The sequence below is a fragment of the Streptomyces cinereoruber genome (assembly GCF_009299385.1).
Lineage (GTDB): Bacteria > Actinomycetota > Actinomycetes > Streptomycetales > Streptomycetaceae > Streptomyces > Streptomyces bikiniensis.
In genome coordinates this window covers 240,049-262,256 of sequence record NZ_CP023693.1, presented here as the reverse complement: position 1 = coordinate 262,256, position 22,208 = coordinate 240,049, and the positions used below count along the sequence as shown (strand labels likewise).

The 22,208-nt window shown below is 72.4% G+C and carries 8 protein-coding genes; all 8 read right to left on the bottom strand.

Annotated features, from left to right (window positions below; genetic code table 11):
* Positions 1-98: 98 nt before the first annotated feature.
* Positions 99-15,905, bottom strand: coding sequence for a WXG100-like domain-containing protein (locus tag CP977_RS01230; protein ID WP_152369450.1), 15,807 nt, complete (start codon positions 15,903-15,905; stop codon positions 99-101).
* A 160-nt stretch (positions 15,906-16,065) separates the two neighbouring features.
* Positions 16,066-16,374, bottom strand: a complete 309-nt coding sequence (locus tag CP977_RS01225) for a hypothetical protein (RefSeq protein WP_062760842.1) — start codon at positions 16,372-16,374, stop codon at positions 16,066-16,068.
* A complete protein-coding gene (locus CP977_RS01220) occupies positions 16,367-16,933 on the bottom strand; it encodes a YbaB/EbfC family nucleoid-associated protein (RefSeq protein ID WP_062760841.1) in 567 nt (188 codons plus the stop codon). The genes CP977_RS01225 and CP977_RS01220 overlap by 8 nt, the downstream gene beginning before the upstream one ends.
* Before the next feature lie 52 nt (positions 16,934-16,985).
* Complete coding sequence (locus CP977_RS34400; RefSeq protein ID WP_183953302.1) at positions 16,986-19,304, bottom strand: hypothetical protein; 2,319 nt, start codon at positions 19,302-19,304, stop codon at positions 16,986-16,988.
* Positions 19,305-19,335: 31 nt separating this feature from the next.
* Positions 19,336-19,758, bottom strand: a complete 423-nt coding sequence (locus CP977_RS01195) for a hypothetical protein (RefSeq protein ID WP_062760836.1) — start codon at positions 19,756-19,758, stop codon at positions 19,336-19,338.
* Between the two features lie 154 nt (positions 19,759-19,912).
* The gene (locus tag CP977_RS01190) at positions 19,913-20,209 is read right to left on the bottom strand and encodes a hypothetical protein (RefSeq protein WP_062760835.1); all 297 of its coding nucleotides are present in this window, start codon (positions 20,207-20,209) and stop codon (positions 19,913-19,915) included.
* 61 nt (positions 20,210-20,270) lie between these two features.
* Positions 20,271-20,609 (bottom strand): hypothetical protein, encoded by a 339-nt coding sequence (locus CP977_RS01185; RefSeq protein ID WP_062760834.1) that lies wholly within the window; start codon positions 20,607-20,609, stop codon positions 20,271-20,273.
* 54 nt (positions 20,610-20,663) lie between these two features.
* A complete protein-coding gene (gene eccB, locus CP977_RS01180) occupies positions 20,664-22,193 on the bottom strand; it encodes a type VII secretion protein EccB (RefSeq protein WP_152369449.1) in 1,530 nt (509 codons plus the stop codon).
* Between the last annotated feature and the right edge of the window lie 15 nt (positions 22,194-22,208).

Below are 22,208 nucleotides of genomic sequence, written 5' to 3'. Positions count from 1 at the left end.
TCCTGGGTTCGGGGGCGGGCCGGGGCGGCCCGGCGTTCCGTACGCTCCCGGGAGAACGCGGGGAACACCGGGCGCGGTTCACGTCCGGCGCCGACCGGTCAGGAGCTCCAGTCCTGGAGGGGCATGACATAGGAGCCGCCCGGCAGCGGGACCGGCACCGGAGCCTCCTCGATCTCGCTCGCGCCCGCGTTCCCGTTGTTGCTGTTCCCGTTCCCGTTCCCGTTCTGGGGCGTGGGGTTCTCCTCCGTCGTCGTCGCCGGGGCCGGCTTTCTGCCGAACCTTCCGTGCTTCTTCTCCAGCTCGTCGACCGTGGCGTCGGGCAGGAGGCCGATCAGCCCGCCGTTCACCTCGACCTCGACGGTGGTCCCCCGGCTGCCGGTGAGGACCCAGGTGACGTCGGCCTTGTAGTAGTGGTGGACGCCACTCTTCTTCTCCCGCTCGTCGACCGTCTCGCTCCGGTTCGTGCTGGAACTGCGCCCGGACTCCCCGCCGATGTTCAGGGACGGCAGGTTCAGGTTGGTGGCGATCTCGGAGACGCCCGGTCCCCCCTGTTCCCCGGTGTCCGCGAGGTGGACGCGGACGTCGGGGGCGACCGAGGCGGACCAGCCGAGCGTGGTCCTGTCCCGCTCGCGCTCCGTCTCCCGCTCCCGGGCGCCCGTGTCCACCATCGTCTCGAAGGTCTCCGAGGCGAGGTGCGCGGTGCCGCGGACGAGCAGCCGTACGGTGACCTCCTTGCCGCCCGCCACCGGGACCCCGTACCCGTCGCCGAGCAGCTGCCGGATGTTGGCGCGCAGGTTCCGCTCGGTGGTCAGCAGGTCCGTCCGCAGGCCCGCCAGGGTCGTCGGGGCGAGGTCCTCGCGGGTGAGCGCCTCGGTGTCCTCGCCCGCGACCCGGTGCGGCAGGGCCGCGGCGGTGGGCAGCCACTTCACGACGGCGTCGAGCTTCGGCAGGGAGAGGGCCTGGACCGCGGGGGCCAGGTCCGCTCCGAGCCGCCCGATGTCCGGCAGTACGGCCGAGGGGCCCCGCGGGCGGACCGTGGCCTTCGGCTCGGCCGGTGCGGGAGGCGTGGCCGGCACGGTCTGCGCGGGGGGCGCCGGAGCCTCCCCGGTCAGGTGGTCGGGGACCAGCAGCCAGGCCGCCCCGCCCGGGATCGTGTCCGTCTGCTTCGGGGTGCGGCCGGACGGGAAGAACGTCTCCCACTGCTCGCCCCACCGCTCGGTGAACCAGCGTCCGGCCCGCCCGTCCGTGGCCCAGTCGACGAACTGGGCGGGAGCCTTGAGCGCGGCCCCCGCCATCCGGGTCAGCTGGTGCGGTTCGGAGGCGTCGAAGACCTCCACCCGGTAGACGACGGGGTGCGTGAACTGCTGGGCCGTACCGGCGAACTCCACGGTGTGCTGGTCGCGTTCCGAGGAGGTCTCGGTCCGGGTCGAGCCGACGGACCCCTCCAGGCCGCCACCGGCCTTGACGCCGCCGCGCGGCTTGTCCTCCGCGTCGAGCCCCTTCACGGTGAGGGACGCCTGCACGCCCAGCCTGTTCGACGATCCGGTGGCGGAGGCGGCGGACTCCGTGGCGGTGTCGCCGGTGGTGAGCGTGACGTCCTCGCGGGAACCCACGTGGACCGGGGGCCCGACCTCGGCACCGACCCGGATGCCGATGAGCCGGGTGCCGCCGCCCGGCTGCCGCAGCTTCACCAGCTGGCGTACCGAAGTGGTGCTGAGCGCGGTGAAGTTGGCACGCAGCGACTCCGCGGAGAACACCGAACCCAGGCCCCGGGAGAGGTCGGTGGGGATGCTGCCGTCGGTGCCTTCCGGCATGCCCTTCAGCCTGCCGAGCAGTTTCCTGACCGTGGGCAGGACGTCCTTCGCGTCGAGCTTCTCCACGTGCGCGACGGCCTTCGCCAGGTCGGCGTCGAGGTAGGCGCGGGTGCCGGGCTCGGTGCCGGGCAGCGGATCCCCGGGGACCTCGAGACCCAGGGCGCGAGCCTCGGGGTCGGGCACGGTCAGTTCCAGACCGCCGTCCACCCGCACGTACCGCTTCGTCGCGGTGTGGTTCGACGGGCCGGTCGAGAGGCGCCCCGCCGGGTCCCAGGTGTGGTGGGTGATCTCGTAGAGGGCGTCGGCGCGGTAGCGGTGGGTGGCGCCCTTGTGCGTCAGGGTCGAGGACAGGGTGCTCGCCGAGGCGTCGGTCCGCACCGTGGTGCGCGTGTGGCTGTAGTCCAGGGAGGTGTTTCCGGCGACCGAGACGCCCTTGTCGGTGAAGCCGGCGAAGCCGCCGATGCCGATCCCCGCGCCGAAGTTCTTCGAACCGGTCCTGGACGTACTGGTCTTGGTGCCGGTCTCCGCCCCGTACGCCAGGTTGGTCCCGACGCCGGTCCCCTCGTGCAGGGGCTGGGTCGCGCGCAGCCGGATCACGAGTGCCTGTGCGCGGCCGGACGGGGCCGGCGGCAGCGGGAACACCGCGCCGTCCGCCCCGATGAGCTGTTCGAACTGGGACTGGAGGAAGGCCGGAGTGAAGGCGTCCTCGATCTCCGGGGTGAGGCCCTGGCGCAGGGCGCCGACGGCGTCCCCGGAGCGCCGCCCGAACGCGTCGTCCAGGTCCCTGGGCGGCTGCCCGCCGCCGTTCCCGGCGACCATCCTGGCTGCGACGAGGGTGAGGTCGCGGGTGCCGAGGAAGTCGGGGTGGATGTTGCCGGTGCCCTGCTGGAGGGAGGGGAGGAACGGGGTTCCGGCGCCGGCCCGCCACGGAGCGTCGTCCCCGGCGAGGTCCTGCACGGTGCCGACGGTGGGGGAGACGGGCGGGCCGGGGACCGCCAGGTGGTCGTCGCCGACGCGCACCAGCGCGGACACGTCGGGACCCTCGACGGTCTGGGACGTGCCGGAGAGCAGCTTGCCCCCGCTCCCGTGGACCGTGGCGGTCAGGTGGTGGGCGACCTCGTAGGAGAAGACGGTGTGGCCGCCGCTGGTCTCCTGCTCGCGGGTGGTTTTGACGGTGGTGGCCACCGACTTCTTGGTGTTCGAGAGCGTGAAGCCGCCGCCGATCTTGCCGATGGGCACCTCGACCCGCCGGTCCTTCCCGGTCTCGAACCGGGGCGTGACGCCGAGGGAGAGGGAGACGGCGACCTGGTCGCCGACGCCGACGGCCTGGTTGGTGTTCCGGGTCACCGCGCGGGTCGTCGACAGGCCGTCCTCGGTGGACTTGCTCCGCAGGGCGAGGAGCTCGCTGCGCAGGTGCAGCCGCATCTCCCGGTCGCCGACGCGCAGGACGACGGGGACGCCCGGGCCGAGGAGGTCGGCGAAGTGGGCCCGCATGGCGGGCGTGCCGAAGGCCGCCTCCAGTTCCCGGTGGAACTGCGCGTACCGGTCCTCGTCCAGCCTCTTCGGCTCCAGGTGGCCGTCGAGCCAGTTCCGCGCGATCCGCAGCACCTGTTCGGAACCGGGGAGTTCGGCGGCCACCCCGGGGCCGAGGCCGGTGCGCGAGGCGAGGGCGACCGGCTCCTGCGGGTCCTTGGCGAAGTCCTCCCGTCGGACGGGACCGATGGGGCCGCCGTCCCGCGTCACCCCGACCGCGTATTCGGTCGGCCGCCGGTTCCGTGAGGACGGCGGTTCCTTGAGGACGGCCTGCTCGACCGGGTGGTGCACGGTGCCGAGCACAGTGAGCGCCCCGTCGGCGCCGGGGCGGACGTGCAGCCGCGTGATGCCGTCGGGGACGGGCGGGACGAGGTTCGGCGGGCTCCCCGGGGCGGACCGCACCTCGAAGGCGAGCCAGGGGTACTGGGCGTGGAGCTCGGCGAGCCGGTCCGCGTGGCCCTCCGCCCGCAGGGGGCCGAACAGTTCGGTGAAGGTGGAGGAGCGCAGCCGCTGCACCCCGGTGATCCGTCCGGTGACGTCCACCTGGTGGCGGAAGGCCGGGCCGGTGGTGCCCGGGGAGGCCAGCGTGTGGGACCGGTCCTGGTCGACGACCTTCACCCGCGGGTTGCCGTCCAGACCCGCCCACGCGCCGCCGGCCGGGAGTCGGCCGCCGGGGGCCGCGATCTCGATCGGGTGCAGCCAGGACGCCTTCAGCAGCCCCGCCGGGCCCGTCACCGGCTGCTTCGGGAACGGCGGGGCCGAGGCGGGGGCGAGGAGGGTGGACGGCCCCTTGCGGGCCAGCCGCAGCACGGCGCGCACGGCCGTCCCCGCGACCTGGAAGCGCGAGGGGTACGGGGTCACCGGCGTGGTGTCCCGGGTCGGCTGAGGCTCCGCCGGGGACCGCTCCGTCTCCGGGCCGAGCAGCAGGTTCTCGAAGTCGGCGGACCGGGAGGCGGGCACGCCCACGGCCAGCTCCACCGTCGAGGTGAACGACAGCGGCGGGCGCTTGGACGTCGAGAAGAACTCCACGTGGAACCGCGCCGTGGCGTGGTACTCGGCCTGGATCTCCTCCTTGTGCTTGATCTTCACCTTGCTCTTGTCGGAGCCGCCCACGTCGAAGTTGTGCGAACGGGACGCGCTGATGCCCAGCTCCGCGCTCGCGACGAAGGTCAGCTTCGAGGTGTCCAGCGGCACGGACACGCCCAGCGAGACGCCCGTCCTGTCGGCGTGCTTGCCGCTCGACTTCACGCCGAACGTGTCGGAGGAGTCCTCCCGCACCCGCAGTGCGCTCCCGGTGCTGCCCTTGGGCCGCAGGCCGGTCAGCACGGCGCCGACGACGAAGTGGCCGCCGAGCGGCTTCCACAGCCCCTCGCCGCTGAACGCCCGGGATGTCAGGCTCCCGGTGCTCCACCACTGGTTGCCGTCCTTGAGCGACTTCTCGTTGAAGAAGCCGTCGGCGACGTCGGAGACGAACCGGGCGACGGAGTCCGAGGCGAACCCCGCCTTCCGCAGGGTCGCGGCGAGATCGACCAGGAGCGGCCCCGGCGCGATCGCGTTGACCGTGGACAGCACGCTCTTGAGCGCCTCGGGCCGTACGACCTGCCAGTCCGTCTCCGGCGCCTCGGGCGTGACGTCCGCGGGGAAGGCGAACCGCAGTCCCACGGGCAGGACGACGTCCGCCGTGCCGCCGCCGCCCTTCCGGTCGACGACGTGCACCTGCAGGGACACGCCGCCGTCGAACTCGTTCATCTCCTTGATCACGGTCCGCCCGGCGGCCTGGGTCTCCGTCGTGGCGGTGCGGGACGAGCCGTACGTGCCGCCGACCTGGAACTTGACGGACGGGATCACCCCGGTCGGGTCGCCCAGGCCCACCAGCTTCGCCACGGCGTCCACGCCGCCGGAGGTTCCCAGGTTGCCGCCGGAGGACAGCGCGTGGCCGGTGGCGGCCTGGTTGCGCGAGGCGTAGGGGCGCAGCTCGTTCTTGGGCTGGACCGCGTGGTGGGAGAGCCCGGCCGGCCCGGCGGTCACGATCACGACCTTCTCGTCCACGGAGAAGACCGCGCCCTTGCGCAGGAACTCGTCCCAGTCGGCGGGCGTGCGCCGGTCGAGCAGCGGGATCAGCCGCCGCACGATCCGGTCCGCCGTCCCCTTCCCGCCCGCCTGCTCCGCCAGGGGTGCCAGGAGCTCCGTCGTCTTCCGGTGGTCCGGGAGCGGCCCGGTCACCTCCGTGACCCACCCGTCGCCGAGCGCCTTCCGGTCGGTGTACCAGGGGGCCCTGGGGGGCGGGGAGGCCTCCGGGGAGGAGGCGACGACGGCGCCGTCGCCGACGGCGCCACCGCTTTCGGAGGCGGCGGCGTCGGCAAGGCGTCCGGCGGCGGCGCTGCTTTCGGGCCGGCCGTCGTCGTCGGTGCCGGCAGCCGGGCCGAACGGTACGGCACGGATGGAATCCCCGCTCGTGACGCCGTCGTCGAGGAGGTACCCCTCCGGCGTCCGGGTCGTCACCGGCACGTCGTCGGAGGACAGCAGGCCGTCCGGCGGCATGTGGGCGTCGAGAAGGGTGGCCTCGACCGTGCCGTCCCCGTCCGCCGGCAAGGACAGCTTGACCCAGCGGTCGGGGGTGAGCCGGGGCTTTCCGTCCGGCCCCCAGGTGACCTGCCGGGCCACCACCGTGTGACCGGTGCCCGCCGGGTCCGCGTCGGTCACCGACGGCACGAACCACAGCGTGGACCGGGGAGCGTACGCGGTGAGCGGCAGATCGGGCCGCAGCTTCCGCAGTTCCCGCAGAGTGTCGGCGGCGTACGACCGCTCCGCGTCCGCGCCCAGACCGCAGGCGGCGAACCGCAGGGGCTTGGAGGTGTCCCACGCCCCGTCCTCGGCGAGCCGGGACAGCGCCCCGGCCAGCTCGTCGGGGCCGACCCGGCGACCGCGCCAGACGGGGGCGCCGTCGCTCCCCGTGATGTGACTGGCGAGCGTGAAGAACCGGTCGTCCCCGGGGAACCGCGCCACGACGCTGCGGACGCGCTCCGCCTCGCCCGGTCCGGCATCGGGATCGACGAGGTGGTGGGTGCCGTTGTCCTGGTGGGACCGCGCGAGGTACGCGGTCAGCTCCGCGATCCGCTCGGCCGAGGAACCGGACGCGTCGGGGACGGGAGTGCCGTCGAACCGCGTCGCGACAGGGTGGAGGGGCGCCTCCGCCCCGGTCTCGCCGCGCACCGCGTCGGCGTGTACCCCGTCCTGATCGGTGACCGCGCGGGCGGGGACGTGGTCGGCGGTCCCGGTGTCGGTGTAGCGGTGCCAGCGCGTGGAGTCCCCGAGGACGGCGGGCTTCCCTTCGGGGGTGACGCCGACGGGACGGGTGGTGAAGAGCGAGGAGCCCGGCACGTACCAGGCCGGGTTGTCGCCGGCGAGCGCGGTGAGGGGGTCGGCGTCGGCGCCGCCCCCGGCCCGGTGCTTCCACAGCCCGCTCATGACCGTTCCGACCGTGTCCTCCTGGACCGGTGTGGCCAGGCCGCAGCCGGTGAAGCGGATCTCGGTGACGCCGTCGAGGCGCCCCTCGTCGTGGGCGTCGACGAGGGCCTTGAGGAGAACGGCCGGGTCGTGCCGGGTGTCCGATCCGGTGTGCATGCCGACGACGAAGACGCCGGGGCTCGGCGACAGGGAACCGAGCATCCTGGACTGGGCCGCGTTCATGGGGCCGACGGCGATGCCCGCCGGCGTCCGCCGCACCGGTTCGTGGCGGGTGAACCGGTGGACGGCCGCCACCAGCTTGTGGACCAGCGTGGGCACGTCGTCCGGCCAGAAGCCCGGGGAACCGACGTCCTCGCCCCACAGCGCGGGCGGATAGCCCTGGTCCACCAGGAGCCGCTGCGCCACCACCCCGAGGGCGATGGAGACGTCCGCGCCCGGCTCCGGGAGGTTCTCGTCCTTCCGCAGCTCCAGGAGGAGGACGGCCAGGGCCGTCAGACGGGTCCGGTCACCCGGGTCGCCCTGTACGGCGGCGTAGTAGTGGTCGAAGCAGTCGAGGGGCAGTCGCAGCGCCTCCGGATCGGGAACGTCCGGGGGCATGCCCCACAGGCGCTCCAGGATGGAGCCGAATTCGTCCCACACGTCGGGCTGCGGGGGGAGGGCGTCTTCGTCGGACCGGATGACGCGCTGGTGCAGGGCCAGGAAGGAGCCGACGTGGAGCCGACGCCAGTCGCGGCTGGTGTTCCCGCCGTCGCCGAGTGCCTCGCGCAGGAGCCCGGCGGTGCGATCGGTCAGACCGGGTGTCCCGTCCAGGAGCGCCTGCAGTTCGCCGGCGGGGAGCGCCCGCGAGGTGCGCCGCGCCGTCGGTGCGGCGGGCGGTGCGGCGGGCGGTGCGGCGGGTGTCCGCTCGTGCGCTTCGAGCCCCAGGGCGACCTCGTCCGGGAACCTGCCGCCGGGCATGACCTCCCGCAGTTCGCCCTCGGTCAGCGGCGCGAGCGAACGGAACCTGCCCCAGTCGTCGGTGTACGACAGCACCTTCTCGTAGGGCGTGGATCCGGAAGGCCGGTGTTGCACGGCCAGCACGTCCTTTTCGAACGCCTCGGACGCCGTCATCACCTCGTGGAAGGTGTGGTGTCCGATCGGGAGCATGTCGGCCAGCAGGGCGAGCCGGACCAGCTGGTAGTCGACGGGGACCTTCCACTTCTCCTTCATGGCGTGGACGACCGTGAGCACGAAGTACGTCGTGTTGGACGTCCCCGCGCTCATCAGTCCGCCGGTCGCCTCGGCCGTCACCTGGCTCTTGGTGCGCAGCGCGATCTGCCGGTGCCGCTCGCCCGGCTCCCACGTCAGGAGTCCGTCCTCCAGGACGTGCGCCCGCTCGCGCTCGCTGAGCGGTGGAACGACGTCCTCGGGAAGCAGTTCGGTACGCCGGGGGAGTTCCTCGGCATCCAGCAGCTGCTGCAGGGTGGATGGGTCCGTATGGTGCTCCTTCAGTTTCTTCTTTCTTTCCTTGATGTCCAGAACGATGTCGGTGTCCTGCTGGATCCGCTCCTTCTCGGGCGTGCCCTGCGCACTCCGCTCGCGGGTGAGGATCTCCGGTTCGGGCTTCCTCAGCTCCAGCAGCTTCCTGATGGGGGCGTGGGCCCCCGTGACGAGCAGGTACATCTGCTCGCGGATGTTCCCGTTCCTGACGACCTCTTCCAACGTCCCCAGGTCGGTACCGACGGATCCGCTGCCGGTTTTTTCTGTGCTGCCGAGGCTGCGGCGCTCACCGTGCGGCAGCTTCTCCCACGCGGCCTTCACCAGCGTCCGCACCTGTTCCTGGACGTCCTCGCGCCGGGTGAGGTACTCGCCGAGCGCCCGTTCGGCGTCGCGCGACGCCTCCGCGTACGCCGCCCGGACCGCGGTCCGGACGGCGCTGTGGTGCTCGTCGGCGCCCGGGTTGACGTACAGCGCCTGCCCGACGCGGCTCAGCACGGCGAGCGGCAGGGGGCGTTCCGGACTGTTCTTGGGCAGCAGTTCGCGTTCGAAGTCCCGGAGGGAACCGAGCACGGCGTCCGGGCCGGTGAGGGTCACCGTCGTCAGCCGGTCCTTGCCGACCAGGATCTTTCCGTCGCCGGTGTCGACGCCGTCCCCGGCGGGGATCCGCACCGCCAGCCAGTGTTCCGCGTCGGACGGGAGGTCCTTGGTGAGGGCGGTGTAGGGCCGGTCGGCGGTGCGCAGGAGCCGGTCCGCCCGACCCACCAGTGTGATCGGGGGTTTCGTGAGTTGCAGATAGGCGGTGGTCTCCTCCTGCGTACGAGTGCCGAGGGAGTCCAGTTCCTCCCGCCAGTCCTTGGGCTCGGGGTCCGCGTCCCCGTCGGGCGCGGCGGTGTTCCGGGGCGCGGGGGCGGGAGGGGCGGTCGAGGAACCGGACGCGTGAGGGGCGGTCGGCGCATCGGGGGCGTCGCCGCCGGTCGTCCGGTGGCCCGGCGGGGCGACGTCGGTGCCGCCGCCGTCCACCGGAGCCGAGGCGGGGGGACCGGACGGGGCGGGCAGGACGGCGTCTGCGACGGTGGTGGCGAAGGTCAGGATCCGGGCGGACCTCATCTGGGGCCTCTTCGGCTTCAGCCAGGCAGCCTCCTTGTGCAGCTTGTCCGGCAGGGGCACCGGAGCGATGCCGAGGTCCAGCAGCATCCTGGGGACCAGGAACCGGGAGTGGGCGGTCAGCGTGTCGTCCGGTGCACCCGGGACGCCGTCGGTCGCGTGCAGCGTCAGGACGGCGTCGGCGACGGCCTTCAGCTGGCCCACGCGGGTGGTGGCCGCGCGCACGGCCTTCCCGTACGTGTGCAGGACCTCCTCGACGGTCTGTCGTACCTGCGGTTCGGGAGCGTCGGGCGAGCCGCCCGCGACCCGGGAGCGCAGGGCGAGGTATGTGTCGGCGTCCAGGGCGTGCCAGGGGCTTCCGGGGAGCCCAGGGCCCGCCAGCAGCTCCTGGAGCAGGGCCTGCTGGTTCTCGTCCGGATCCTTGAGCAGGGCCGTCAGGGAGACGTCGGACGGCGTCGCCGCCGGTGCGATCGTGATCTCCCCGTTGAGGGGGACGTCCGTGTCCCGGGCGTCGGCCATGCCGAGGGCCAGCTCGGCCGTCAGGAGGCCGGGCTCGTTCTCCGACCAGAACGCCGTGGTGCGGGCGATGTCGGGCAGCCGGGCCGGAGGGAAGCCCTGGTCCTGGAGCAGACGCTGGAGGAGGACCTGGAGGCTGGGGGGCAGCGTCCCTCCGTGGGCTTCGGGCAGGAGCTCCCTGATCAGGCCCACCACGGCCTCCAGACGGGCGCGGGCGTCGGTGGAAGAGCCGGGAGAGTAGTACGAGAACGCCTCCTCGACGGTTTCGGCCGAAGGACTGTCCTCCTCTTCTCCGGCGCGCCTCCGCAGTTCCCGGTACGCCTCCGCGTCCATCGTGTGCCAGGTGCCGTCCGGGGAAGGCGGGGTGTCCGTCACTTCCGCGAGCAGGTCCGCCGTCCCGGGGTCGGACAGCAGGGCCGTCCACCGGTCCCGTGGCAGGTGTGCGGACAGGAGGCGCGGAAGAACGGTGTCCCGGCCGAACTTGACGGCGGCGGGGTGGTCCGCGACGGTCGCGGGCGCAGGGGTGGGGAAGCGCACCGTGTCGTGGGGAAGGGCGTCCGGGGCGGGGGTGGTGCGGACGGGTGCGTGGTGGGGATCGCCGCTGTCACCGTAGACGTGCCAGGTGCCCTGCCCGATGACGGCGATCCTTCCGTCGGGGGTGAAACCGATGTGCTGGGCGGTCAGGAGGCGGTGGGGACGGTCGGGGGCGCCGTCGTCGGTGGGGACGTACCAGACGGGCGCGTCGGCGGCGCGGGCGGTGAGCGGGTCGGGCGTGGGCGTGCCTGATGCCGCGCGGTGTGTCCACAGGCCGCTCATGACGGTTCTGATGGTGCTCTCGTGGACGGGGGAGGCGAGGTCGCAGACGGTGAAGTGGATCTCGGTGACGCCGTCGAGACGGCCTTGGTCGTGGGCGTCGGTGAGGGCCTTGAGGAGGGTGGCCGGGTCGTGGGGGGCGTCGGGGTCGGTGTGTGCGCCGACGACGAAGACGCCGGAGCGTCGGGGGAGTGCGTGGAGTGCGGCGGTCTGGGCGGGGGAGAGCGGGCCGACGGCGATCCCGGAGGGGATGTCCTGGACGGGGAGGGTCAGGGGCGCGGCCCACGCGCCGGGACCGGCGGTGTCGTGCGGTGCGGAACCGGAAGCCGTGGGGTGGGAATCGTCGTCGCTCTCGTCGCTCTCGTCGCTGTCCGTCTCGTAGCTTTCGTCGCTGTCGGTCCCGTAACTCATGTAGCTGGCGGTGTCGTCGTCGCTGTCCGCGTCGTCGTCCGTGTCGTACGACGGGTCGGGTCCGCGTCGTTCCAGCAGGACGCGCCGGAGGTTTTCGGCGTGCTCGTGGGGGAAGAGGCCGTCGCGCGCGACCTCGTTGCGGAGGTGTTCCGGTGACAGGGGCGGGAGGGACATGTAACGGTTCCAGGCCGGAGAGGGGCCATCGACCGGCTGGAGCAGGACGCGGACGTCCGGGCGCGGGTCCCGGTCCAGGGGGTACTCCTCGGCGAACAGGGAGGAGGCCGCCATCACCTCGGGCAGCGTGTGGTGCCCCTCGCTGAGGAAGGCGGCGGTGATCGCGAGTCGCAGCACGCCGTGGTCGATCGGGAAGCGCACGCGCCTGGCCAGCATCTCGGCGTACCGGTGGAAGTAGAAGCCCGATCCAGAGGTGCCCGACCTGACCAGCCGGCCCGCCCTCTCGGCGTTCTGCTGGTAAAGCTGGTCCATCCGGATCCGCAGACTGATTCCGCCGGGGTTCCAGTCCATCTTCCCCAGGTCGTTCACTGATCTTTCGCGTTCGGTCCGGCTCAGGGGCGGGGTGACCTCGTCCGCCCGGAACGGCCGCATGACCGAGTCCAGCGCGTGCCACCTCTCCCTCTTCCCCGCGAGCTCTGAGGAGTTCCACCGTTCCGCGGTCTGCTTCCCGCGGAACTTGTCCAGGGCCGCGTATTCGGCTGCGTCGGGGTTGCCGCTCCGCTGCGTGCGCTCCTCGTGGAGGGAGGACGGATAGTCGGCGGGGAAGTTGACGAGGGTGGGCAGGGCCGTGGACGCGATGGCCTGGAAGAACAGCGTCATCCGCTCGCGCGCGTTGCCGGATTCCGCCACCCGCTCCCACTCCGAGGGGTCCTCGCCCACGGACCCGGGGACGGACCTGCTGGGGTGGCCCAGCCCGCCGTAGAGAGGGGTGCCGCGGAGGCTGTGCACGACCGCGCGGGCCAGGAACTCCGCCATCTCCTGCACCGGTCGCAGGGTGAACAGGTGGTCGGCGAGACGCCTTTCGTACCTCTCCGACTCCTGCAGGTAGCGGATCCGGACCAGGTCCTCGATCGAGGCGTCCGGGGCCCAGGCGGGCGGGTCCTCCCGGGGCGGTGTCCGGTCCTGCGCGTCGTCGGGGAGCCGGCGGGCACCGGTGCTGGAACCCTCGCCGTTGTCGACCGGCGGGCGGCCGTCGTCGCCGAACTCGACCGCGTCCCGGTGCTCCGCGTCCACCTCGGGCGCGCGGAAGAGGAAGGCGACCGCGTCGTCGGGGAGGGCGTCGGGGTCGGGGGTCGTTCGGTCGGGTGTGTGGTCCGGGTCGCCGCCGTCGCTGTAGACGTGCCAGGCGCCCCGGTTCACGACGGCGATCCTCCCGTCGCCGGTGAGCCCGATGTGCTGGGCGGTGAGGAGGTGTCCCCCCGCCGCGTCGCCGCCCGTCGTGGGCACGTACCAGACGGGGGCGTCGGCGGCCCGTGCCGTCAGCGGGTCGGGGCCGGTTTCGGCGCCCGTACCGGCCCGGTGCTTCCACAGGCCGCTCATGACCGTCTTCACGGTCGACTCGTGCACGGGCGAGGCGAGGTTGCAGGCGGTGAAATGGATCTCGGTGACGTCGTCGAGACGACCCTCGTCGTGGGCGTCGGTGAGTGCCTTGAGGACGGTGTCCGGATCGTTCGGGGCGTTCGGATCGGTGTGCATGCCGACGACGAAGACGCCGGGGCGCTTCGGGATCGACCGGAGGGCGCCGGTCTGGGCGGGGCTGAGGACACCCAGGGCGATGCCGGAGGGGATGTCCCGGACGGAGGTCTCGGGCCGCGGGAGGGCGCCGTCGTCCGTCCTGCCGTCGTCGTTCTCGTCGTCGCGGCCGGCGTCGCCGAGGCGACCGGCGCCGGCGTCGTGGGCATTCCCGGTGCCGGCGCGGCGGTCCTCGTCCTCGCCGCCGGCCGCGTTCGCGGTGCCCTCGGACACCTCGGGGCCATCGGTGACCAGGTCGTCGTCATGATCGGGGTCGTACGGAAGCAGGTAGTCGAGCCCCTCGGCGGCGGCCGCGTCCTTCTCCGCCTGGAGCGGGTGGGGCCGGCGGCGCGGCGTGGCCCCGGTCTGTGTCTCCGTGCCCTCCGCGGCGACGGTCTGCCGTTCCGTGGTGGTGTTCTCCCGCTCCGTGGGCACGGTGAACAGGCTGTCACCGCCGCTCTGGGTCACGGGACGGGGCGCGGACCCGTTCTGCTCCGTCAGGTCCGGGGACGGACTGTCCGTGTCACCGCCCAGCAGGGAGGAGAGGTCGGACGAGACGGTGGCCCGGGACGGCGTGCCGGCCGCTTCCGCGCCTCCGTCGCCCTCCTGGCTCCCGGTACCGTCCGAGGGCGGGGCCGGGGCGTCGCCCGTGGACGAGGACGTGCCGCCGCCGTCGTTCGTGGACGAGGAAGCGTCGCCGCCGTCGCCCTCGCCCGCGGCGTCCGGCTGCTGCGGCAGGTCAGTGAAGAAGGGGGTGCCGGTGATGGGGTGGGAGAAGACCCAGTTCACCATGTCCTTCATGTCCTGCCTGAAGCTGGTCTCCTGCTGGTCCGAGGTGGGGCGGGGGACCGGCCACGGGGCCGGGTTGCCCGTCATGTTCGACACGAACGAGGCGATGTTGATGGGGTGCAGCAGGCCGAAGTACTTGCTGTCGGTCGGGTTGTCGGCGTGCTGGTGGGTGAGGACCCAGTTCTGGTACTTCACCATGATCGGCTCGAACGCCCGGTGCAGACCGGCGCTCAGCGCGCCCATGGCGACGCCCGAGGCGAACGGACCGCCGCTGACCTTGAACGTGCCGTCGCCGAAGATCAGGTTGTAGAAGCCCTCGCTCAGCATCTCGTTCGTGCCCTCGTTGAGGAGGGACGAGATCGCTCCGCCGAGCTGGTACATCGGATTGCCCTGGAGCGGGTTCTCCTGCTTGAAGACGCGGGCCAGGGCGTTGCCGTGCTCGGAGCGCGCGAACAGGGTCGGCATCGAGTCGGCGAGGTTCTTGAGCGGAGCCAGGTTGCCCAGATCGCCCATCGCCTCGGTGAGGAGGCCGGGCAGCTCGGTGTGGTCCGCCCCGAGCCGGCCCCACTTCTGGGTCAGCATCTCGCCGAACGCCTTGCCCGCCTCCTCGGCTCCTTCGCGCCCGAGGTGCTTGGAGAAGACCTCTCCCATCTTCTCGGAGAACGAGTGCGCGATGCTGCCCTCGCCGTGCCGCATGAAGCCGGTCTCCAGATTGCGGGCGACCCCGCCGAAGAGCTCGCCGATGTCCTTGGCGAAGGCCGAGCGGGCCTCCGGGGTGGGGAAGAGGTCGTCCATCGGGTTCTCGACGTCGCCCGCGGTACGGCCGGCGGCTCCCGACGCGTCGGGGACCTTGGCGCCCGTGCCCGCCGTCGGCACGTCCCCGGAGCCCGCCTTGCCGACGCCGGAACCCGCGTCGCCGCCTGCGGTCTCCGTCCTGGGCGGGGCCGGGACGTCGGTCTTGTCCGTGCCGGGCACGTCGCCCTTGCCGGTCGTGGGCACGTCGCCCTTGTTCGGGGTCGGCACCTCGCCCTTGCCCGTCGTCGGCACGTCGCCCTTGCCGGTCGTGGGCACGTCCGCCTTGGGCGGGGTGGCCGGGGCGCCGGTCCTGCCCGTGGGCGGGGTGGTTCCCTTGCCCGCACCGGAAGCCCCCGGCGCGGAGGCGCCCGGCTTGCTCGTGCCCCCGCCCGGCGCCTCCGGCTTCGGCCTGACGGCGGCGGGTGGGGGCACGAGGCCGTCCCCGACGGTCTTCGGGGGAACGGGCGGCGGGGTCACACCGGTCTTCGGGGGAACGGGCGGCGGGGTCACGCCGGTCTTCGGCGGGACCGGCGGCGGGGTCACGGCCGTCGGCGGCGTGTTGGGCGGGGTCGGGGGCAGGTCCTCCTTCGCCTTCGGCGTCGGGCCGTCCGGCTTCGTCGCCCCGCCCGGCGTGACGTCGGGCTTCGGGTTCGGCGCGACGTCGTTCAGCTTGTCGCCGGTCTCCTTCAGGATGTCGTCGACGCGCTTGCTGATGATCGAGGCCGGGGGCTTGCCGCCGAGGAGCCGGCCGAGCAGCTTGCCGCCGTAGTGGGACAGGATCTCCAGCGGGCCGGCGACCACGCCGCTCAGCGCGCCCTGCTTGACGGAGTCGAGGAGCGACTCCGTGTTCCAGCTCTTGGTGTGGCCCGAGGTGAGCTGGTGGAGCTGGATCACCGTGTCCTGGAAGACGCCGCCGATGATGCCGATGAAGGTCTGGCTGACGATCGTCTGGAGCAGCCAGCGGAAGAGCTGGTGGAGGCCTTCGCGGGTCGCCGCGAAAAGCGCCGACACCGGGCCCCACACCGCGCCGAAGGTGAAGGCGGAGAAGAGGGTGGCGAACAGGATCTCGGCCAGCAGCTGCACGAGCTGGAGGATCGCCATGATCTTCGTGTATTCGACCTGGTTGGCGACCTTCAGCGCCACCTCGGACAGCTGACGCGACAGCTCCGCCGTCTGCTCCAGCTGGTTCGCGCCCGCCGTCTGGCCCGTCAGGTCCCGCATCGCGACCAGGAACGACGCGGCGGCCTCGCCCTCGAAGTCGTTCTTGACGATGGGGATGAGCTCGACGACGTATCCGGACAGCGTCTCCAGGTCCTCCGCGATGGAACCGTAGTGCTCGGCCACCCGTCGCATGAGGTCTTCGTCGGCCTCGGGCCACTCCATGCCCGACACGAAGGCGAGGAAGTCGGCGATCCCCTCGGGCGGGTTGATGGCCATGGGCGGAGGTCCTCTGATCGGCGGACGGTTGTGCCCGGGAGAACGGGGACGGCCGCCCGCGCGGTTCAGGAGGACGGCCGCCCGGTTCCGTACGAGACGCGCCCGCCGTCCCGGACCGGGACGGCGGGCGCGTCTCGTACGGAACCGGGCGGGGACTGGCTCAGAAGCCGTCCGCCCGGGACCCGGCCTCCTCGTCCGCCTTGGCCATCGTGTCGGTCGTCTCCTTGCCCGCTTCCGTCACCGCGCCCAGCCGCTTCGTGACGTACGCGAGGGTCTCGGTCAGGTTCTCGGTGGGCCTGTCGACGTGCTTGTGATACGTCTTGCCGATCTCGTCCTGACCCGCCGACTCCTTGTTGATCCGGTTGATCTCCACGATCGTCCGGCTCAGGTCGGTGAGGCAGCGCTGGTAGTCCTCGTAATGGGCGAACTTGCCCTTGAGGTCGCTCAGGACCTTCAGGTCGTCAGCCACTGAACTCCTCCTGCTTTCCGGTGGGAATGCGGTTCTCGGCCTCCGCCTCGAATTCGTCCTGCTTCGCCTTCTGCTCGGAGGCCCGGCGGGCCGCCGCTTCCTCCTCGGCGGCGAACTCCTCCTGCCTGGCGGCCCTCAGCTCCTCCAGGGACGCCTCCGTGTCGAAGGACGGGGCCATCGACCGCAGCGGCTTGAGGAGTTCGTCCATATCGGCGGGCGTGCCGGCGAGGCCGGTCACGCTGCGCAGGTGGCCGCTGAAGTCCTGGAGGCCCTTGATGCGCTCGATGACCTCGCTGCCCATCCTGGCCCGTGCCTCGTTGAGGACGGTGACGAGGGCGGCGGCCAGTTCGGCCGGCGCCATCGACTGGTACGCCTTGGTGTGGAAGGTCATCGAGACCACCTGGCCCTGGGGGCCGACCGTCACCGACACCATGCGGTCCTTGGAGGTGACGGACGCGGTCGCCGCGTCCAGTTCGCGCTTGGCCTCCAGCATCTTGTCCCGCTGCTCGTGCAGGGCCGACATCGCGTCCTTGAGGATGCTCTCGAAGTCCATGGCCATGGGGGCCGCCTTTCATGGGGGAAGGGGGATCGTCCGTCGCGGGTGGGCGGGGTCAGCGGCCGATGACCCCGCTGACGGAGCCGGTGTCGGTGCCCCAGGTGTCCTCGTCCTCGGTGAGCCAGGTGGTGCGCTGCCGGTCCTTGCCCTGGTTGGGCTGGCCGCCGGCGCCGGCGGCGCCGGGGTTCATCGGCGGCATCATCGGCGGCATCATCGGGGACTGCGCGGTCTGCGGACCGCCCGTGCCCGTGCCGCCTCCGGCACCCGTCCCCGTACCGCTCCCGCTTCCGGTCCCCGTGCCGCCGGTGGAGGCGGTGGCACCGGTGCCCGGGGAAGAGCCGGTGGGGCGCCCCGACGGGTCCAGGAACGCGGTGGAGCCGCCGGTCGCCAGGCCGGGCAGGCGCTTCGGCGCGCCCCCTGCGCCGCCGCTGCCGTTCCCACCGCCGCTGCCGAGCTGGTCCAGCAGTCTGTTGTGGCTTCCGCCGCCCAGTCCGCTGCCGGTCGTGGGGTGCGGCGCGGGGCGGGAGTTGATGGCGTGCTCGGCGTTGGTCAGCAGCTGGTAGGTCCGGCTGAGGGGCTTGCCGTCCGCGCCCACGACGACGCCGTCCTTCAGAGTGGCGCCCTTGGGCAGCGCGTAGGGGTTGCCGTTGGAGTCGAGCAGCGGCTTGCCCTTGGCGTCGGCCACGGTGCCGTCCGGGAGGACCTTCGCCCCCTCGGGAAGCCGGATCTGGTCGAAGTTGGACCCCGGCATCCTGCCGGGCGTCTCCTCGGGGGCGGGCTGAGGCTGTCCCACCTTGGCACCGGGCGGGGCGATGATCTGCTTGCCGTTCGAGCCCAGGACCGGCTTGCCGTTCGCGTCGTAGACCTTGCCGTCCTTGCCGACGCGGGAGCCCGGCGGCAGCACGACGGGCTTGCCGTCCGCGCCCAGGACCGGCTTGCCGTTCTTGTCGAGCAGAGGGGCGCCCCCACCCGACGAACCGGTGCCCGGCTTGGTCGGGGGCGGGGCCCCGGGCAGCCCGCCGGTTCCCGATCCGGGCAGTGTTTCGGGGAGGCCGGGCTTCTTCGTGCCGCCCGTTCCCTTGTCGTCCTTGCCGAGCGGGTTGCCGCCGCCGGTTCCCCCTCCGATGCCGCCGCCCTTGCCTCCTCCGGCTCCTCCGACGCCTCCTCCGGCTCCGCCTCCGATGCCGCCTCCGATGCCTCCTCCGGCTCCTCCGCCCGCGTCCCCGGTGCCCGGCCCGCCGGCGCCGCCGCCCGTGCCCGGCCCGCCGCCCGGGGGGACATCGGGGCCGCCCGCGCCGCCACCGGTGGGCATCTGCAGGCGGGGCTGGTAGATGCCCTCGCGCAGGGCGCCCGCGAGCGCGAGGTACGCGGTGTCCACCGCGCTCATGTGGGTCTGCGCCGCCTTGTCGAGCGGGGCCAGGTTGTCCAGCCACGACTTCTTCGCGGCGAGCTCGATCTTCTCCAGCCAGGCGCTCTGGCCGACGTCCATTCCCGAGTTGTCCACGACCCTGGGGCTCTCCGGGACGTAGACGGGCGGGGCGTTGTCTCCACCGCCACTGCTGACGAGCCGCCACGTGAAATCGCACTTGGCGGCGGACATGTTCTCCGAGAGCGCCGTCCGCATGCGCCAGACCGGACTGGCCTCGAAGGTCAGCTCCCTCGCCTCCGGCAGCTTCCACCAGTTCACCAGCGCGGCCCACATCGAGCCGAGCGACCTGTTCAGTTCCGTCTTGGCCGCGTCGATGAGCGTCTCGTAGCCGCTCCCCCTGGAGTAGTCGATCGTGTCCGGATACCCGGTGGCGTCCTTCACGGGCTGCGGCTGGGCGAGGTCGAGCTGGACCTTGCTCATCTCCGTGGAGATGACGTCGAGGAACTTCCTGAAGGCCCCGGCCGCACTGCCCTTCCACTCGCTCTCGTCGGCGTCGACGCTCTCCTCCCACCGCTTCACGATCGGGACCCACTTCGCCAGCCAGGCGTGAACGCCGTGCACCATCTCCATGGCGGCGTCGAAGGAGGCGTAGCTGACGGCCCCCGTGTTGTGCGTGGAGGCGAACAACAGCTCGTTCAGGGGCTTGAGCGCGTCGTTGTAGAACAGGTTGAACTTGGACTGCGGATTGTCCAGGACGTTCGGCCAGTCGAGCTGGAAACCGATCACGCACGAGTACTGCCCGTCCTCGACGCCCATCGAGGTCAGGGGGATGACGTGGGAGACGTCGAAACCCTCGGCGAACTTCTTTCCGTCGCCGTTGACGATCCTGATCTCGGGAGTGTCCTGACGACGCCACTTCTCGGCCGTCACCGCTTCGCGGTTCGTCAGCGAGTTGGTCTCGGGGAGGAGGACCTTGATGGCCTGCTCCCAGGTGAAAGTTGCCATGGAGCGTGGGAGTTCCTTCCGGAGGCGCCTGCTAGCGCTGGTTGCCGGTCGAGGGGGAGGGGCCGGTGCCGGGAGTGGAGTCCCGCTGGATGTTGTTGAGGATCTCCCACATCTCGGTGACGTCCACGGAGTCGTCGCCGGCGTTCTGGAAGGTCTCCTTGACGAACATCAGGTCGAGGTTGGCCGACTTGGCGATCTTGCGGAACGTCTCCAGCGCGCTGTTCAGGTCCTTCGCCAGCGATGCGAACCCCAGCTGCACGGCCTCGGCGCTCACCATCTCCTTGACGTTCCCCGGCAGGATCTTGCTGTTGCCGGTTCCCTTCTCCCAGGAGAGCAGCGCCATCACGGACGGGTCCTGGAAGTCCTGGAGCAGCGTGTTGAACTTCCACGCGTAGTCGCGCAACACGTCGTCCGTGATCGACGTGACCGTCTCGTCGTCGTTCGGGGTCGTCATGGGGCTCTCCTGCCGAGGTCTCGGTGGTGCGTCGTCCGGGCCGTCCGGCAGGGAGAACGCGAACCCGGCCCGGCGGGGTTCAGACCGGGCCGGGAACGGCGGAACCCGGCGCGCCGGTGGAGGGCGGGCCGGGTTCCGGGGCGGCTCGGGCGGCTCAGCGCTGGAACAGGTAGGCGCTCTTGCGGTCACCGTTCTGGATGATGCCGTGAGCGTCCGCCAGCAGGTCAGCGCCCGCGTTGAACTGGCTCGACAGCGTGGAGTCCAGGCTGTTCACGACCTCCTTGAACTGCGTGAACTCCCTGGCCGCCTCACCGGTGAACTCGGACTGGATGGCGCTGAGGCGATCCACGATGGTTTGTACGGCCGAGCTCATGGTGCCGGCGACCTGCTTCATCTCGTCGTTGGCGTCCTGGAGGGCACCGTGCTTGATTTCCATGTCCATGGGGTCCATGCGCGTTCCTTACGACAGAGGGGAGGAAAGGGAGGAGGAAGGGGGGAGCGCTACGCCCCGGTCACTTGCTGAGAATGTCGTAGACGTCGCCGCCCCACAGGTCCATGTTGGCCTCCGCCTCACCGGCGGTGTCCGCCATGACCTTGCTGGTCATGCCGACGGCGTCCACGAGGTCCTTGTACTCGGCCATCACCGTGCGATAGCCGCGCTGCCAGTTCTCGATCTTCGCGATGAACTTGGTGCCGGCGGCGGACTTCATGCTGTCCGCGACCTGCCGGGCGATTTCCTCTGACCGGGTGTAGGACCGCTCCATCGTCTGGAGGTGGTCCTCCAGCTCGTTGAGGGTCTGGGTGAGTACTGCTGACGAGACCTTGAGGTTGGCGTTGGGAGCGTCTGTCACCTGAACTCCTTCGTCGTACGGGCGGGGTGGTTCCCGGCAGGGGGAACGGGACACTCACGGCGCGGGGTTCACCGCCCGCTTCGCGCCGGTGGCCGTGCCCTCCGTCGCCTTCACGCCCCGCACCTCCCGCGGCTCCTCCTCGGGGCAGACCGGCGCCGGTACGCCCGCCGTCGCGTCGACGACCCCCGCCACCGACAGCGCCGACGGGTCCAGGGCGGGGCCCGACGGCAGCAGGGACAGCAGCGTCGCGGGCACGCCCACGCCCGCCGCGCCCGCGTAGCCGAGGGCCTTCGCGGAATCCGCCGTCGGCAGGGGGTACTTCACTCCGTTGTCCGCGACGAGGTACGTCGTCCCGGCCACGCCCGCCCCGGACAGCGCCCGCACCAGCGCGCCACCGCCGGGCCGCACCGCGACCAGGTCCGCCGCGCCGCACGCCGCCGTCACGCCCGGTTGGGGCGTCACCGGCCGGCCCGCGACCACCGCCGCGTCGGCCACCGTCACCAGGGTGGACACCCCTCCGTCGGCCGAGGGCCGCACCGCCGTGCACACGCCCTGCCCGGACCCCGGCTCCACCAGCTCCGGCGGCGCCTTCGGAAGGCCCTCGGCCGGCAGGGTCCCGGCCGGCGCCGGATGCGCCGCCAGGTCCGCCGCGCCCACCGCGACGGCGACCGCCGGAGCCCCCGCGTACGCCTCCCGCTGGGTGCGCGGATCGCCGCGCAGCAGCTCGAACAGGGTCCGGTCGAGCGGCGCCAGTCCCTTCCGCGTCAGCACGTACGGCTCGCCGCCCGGGCCCGTGAAGAGCTGCCCGATCCGGGTCTCCCGCCCGGCCAGGGCGGGGCCGGCCGCGCCCCGGCCCGCGATCTCCGGCAGGGCCAGGTCGGGGCCGGCCGGCAGGGAGTTGAGATAGGCCGCCGCCACCGGGAACGGGGCGGCCGTCCCGTAGCCGAGCGCCGTCGCCGCGCCCGCCCCCAGCCGCAGCCGCCGTCCCTGCCACAACACGTGGCCGGTTCCGTCCGAGGCCGTCACCAGGACCCCCTGGTCCGGCCCCAGCGCCCGGCCCGAGCCCGCCGCGCCGACGGCCACCGACACCACCGGGCCGGGCCGCCCCGAGGGGGTGGCCGCCACCAGACCGCACACCAGCCAGTCGCCCCGGGCCAGTGCGGACGCGGCCGGCAGTCCGTCCGGCGCGCCCACGATCCCCAGCGGGCCGCCGCGCGGCACCGGCCCCAGCGAGCCCAGGCCGACCTGCGTCACGGTCATCCGGTCCCCGGCCACCAGCCGGGCACTGGCCTGGTTGAGGACCGGCCGCAGCTCCCCGCCGACGAACAGGTACCGGGCGCCCGTCTCCTTGACCACCACCAGGGTCCCCGGCTTCGCCCAGCCCTTGGCACCGCCCGGCTTGATCGCTCCGTACAGGCCCATCACCAGGGCGATGACCACGGCGATGAACAGTCCGGTCCGCACCCCGCGGACGGTCCGCCGGGGCGGGAGGTCCAGTGCGTCGGGCTCGCCCCGCAGCATCCCGGCCCCGAGCCTGCTCATCACGAACAGGTGGGCCTGCACCTGGTCGCGCCTGGACTGCATGTGAACTCCTGAGGG

Excerpts from the sequence above, each read along its gene's own strand:
- CP977_RS01230 (WP_152369450.1), bottom strand. The coding sequence starts at position 15,905 with ATGGCCATCAACCCGCCCGAGGGGATCGCCGACTTCCTCGCCTTCGTG.
- CP977_RS01190 (WP_062760835.1), bottom strand. The coding sequence starts at position 20,209 with ATGGACCCCATGGACATGGAAATCAAGCACGGTGCCCTCCAGGACGCC.
- CP977_RS01195 (WP_062760836.1), bottom strand. The coding sequence starts at position 19,758 with ATGACGACCCCGAACGACGACGAGACGGTCACGTCGATCACGGACGAC.
- CP977_RS34400 (WP_183953302.1), bottom strand. The coding sequence starts at position 19,304 with ATGGCAACTTTCACCTGGGAGCAGGCCATCAAGGTCCTCCTCCCCGAG.
- eccB (WP_152369449.1), bottom strand. The coding sequence starts at position 22,193 with ATGCAGTCCAGGCGCGACCAGGTGCAGGCCCACCTGTTCGTGATGAGC.
- CP977_RS01220 (WP_062760841.1), bottom strand. The coding sequence starts at position 16,933 with ATGGCCATGGACTTCGAGAGCATCCTCAAGGACGCGATGTCGGCCCTG.